The sequence below is a fragment of the Bacillus sp. JJ1562 genome, from assembly GCF_036962705.1.
In the GTDB taxonomy this organism is placed as follows: domain Bacteria; phylum Bacillota; class Bacilli; order Bacillales; family Bacillaceae_L; genus Ferdinandcohnia.
The window spans coordinates 1-1,512 of record NZ_JBALOQ010000077.1 but is presented as its reverse complement, the minus strand read 5'-3'; the positions used below and the strand labels follow the sequence as shown (position 1 = coordinate 1,512).

At 37.2% G+C, this 1,512-nt stretch carries 1 protein-coding gene; it reads left to right on the top strand.

Annotation, left to right across the window (positions count from 1 at the left end; all coding sequences use genetic code 11):
• Positions 1-90: 90 nt before the first annotated feature.
• Positions 91-1,449, top strand: a complete 1,359-nt coding sequence (locus V7097_RS25655; RefSeq protein WP_335706475.1) for an IS1182 family transposase — start codon at positions 91-93, stop codon at positions 1,447-1,449.
• The last annotated feature ends 63 nt before the right edge of the window (positions 1,450-1,512 follow it).

Genomic DNA, 1,512 nt, shown 5'->3' with positions numbered 1-1,512 from the left:
AGACTGTAGACAAACTCGATAAATTTCGAGTTTGCCTACAGTCTTTTTTAATTTACAATAATTATAGAGAATATTAGGGGTGATGGGAAAATGATGTCGAGAATTAATAACTTAGATAGAGAACAATTGGAAATGATTACACTGGATCAAGTCGTACCGCAAGATCACCTTGTGAGAAAGCTTGAAGCAGCTGTTGATTTCTCCTTCATATACCCATTGGTTGAAAACCTTTATTCAACTTTAGGCCGTCCAAGTATTGATCCAGTTGTACTGATTAAAATGACATTTATTCAGTATGTATTTGGCATACGTTCAATGAGGCAAACAATCAAGGAAATTGAAACGAATGTAGCTTACCGTTGGTTTTTGGGTTTTGGTTTTTACACAAATGTTCCCCACTTTTCTACCTTCGGTAAAAATTATGAACGTCGTTTTAAGGATACTGATTTATTTGAACAGATCTTCTACCGTATTTTAAAAGAGATTACAGATAAGGACTTATTAAGCGCTGACCATGTATTTATTGATTCAACACATGTAAAAGCGAGTGCTAATAAACGTAAATTTGAAAAGAAAGTCGTACGAAAGGAAGCTCGTGCTTATGAAGCGAAGCTTCAAGAAGAGTTAAATCAGGATCGTATAGACCATGGTAAGAAACCATTTCCTCCTGAAAAATTTGAAAAAGAAGAAACTAAGGAGATTAAGGAAAGTACAACCGACCCCGAAAGTGGATATTACGTAAAAGATGAACGAACAAAACAATTTGCCTATTCATTTCATGCTGCTGCGGACCGAAATGGTTTTGTGTTAGGGTCAATTGTAACGCCAGGGAATATTCATGATAGTCATATGCTTCAACCATTGGTCGAGTCGATTATGGATAAGGTAATGAAACCTTTTGCTGTTGCTGCCGACGCTGCTTATAAAACACCTGCAATTTGTAATTTCCTAATAGAAAATGGCATTACTCCTGCTCTTCCTTATACACGTCCCAAAACGAAGGAAGGATTCATGCGTAAACATGAGTATGTTTATGATGAGCACTTTGATTGCTATATCTGTCCGCAAGGAGAGACATTAACTTACACAACTACGACGAAGGAAGGATACCGACAGTACAAGTCCGATCCATTAAAGTGCGTAAATTGTCCTTTACTAGAACAGTGTACTCAAAGTCAAAATCACCAGAAGTTAATACAGCGTCACATCTGGGAAGGTTATGTGGAAGAAGCTGACCACCTTCGACACACTGAAGAGGTAAAAGAAATATATGCTCGTCGTAAAGAATCTATTGAACGCGTCTTTGCTGATGCAAAAGAAAAGCATGGTATGCGATGGACAACCCTTAGGGGAATTAAAAAAATGTCCATGCAGGCGATGCTAACTTTTGCTGCAATGAATTTAAAGAAACTAGCAATTTGGACTTGGACAGGTCCAGAGCTTGCATAAATGATATGCAAGCTGGGACGGTATATACCAAAAATAATGACCATTTATGATAAAAAAGAAAAA

What these genes read in the sequence shown, in the direction of transcription:
- V7097_RS25655 (WP_335706475.1), top strand. Translation starts at nt 91, where the DNA reads ATGATGTCGAGAATTAATAACTTAGATAGAGAACAATTGGAAATGATT.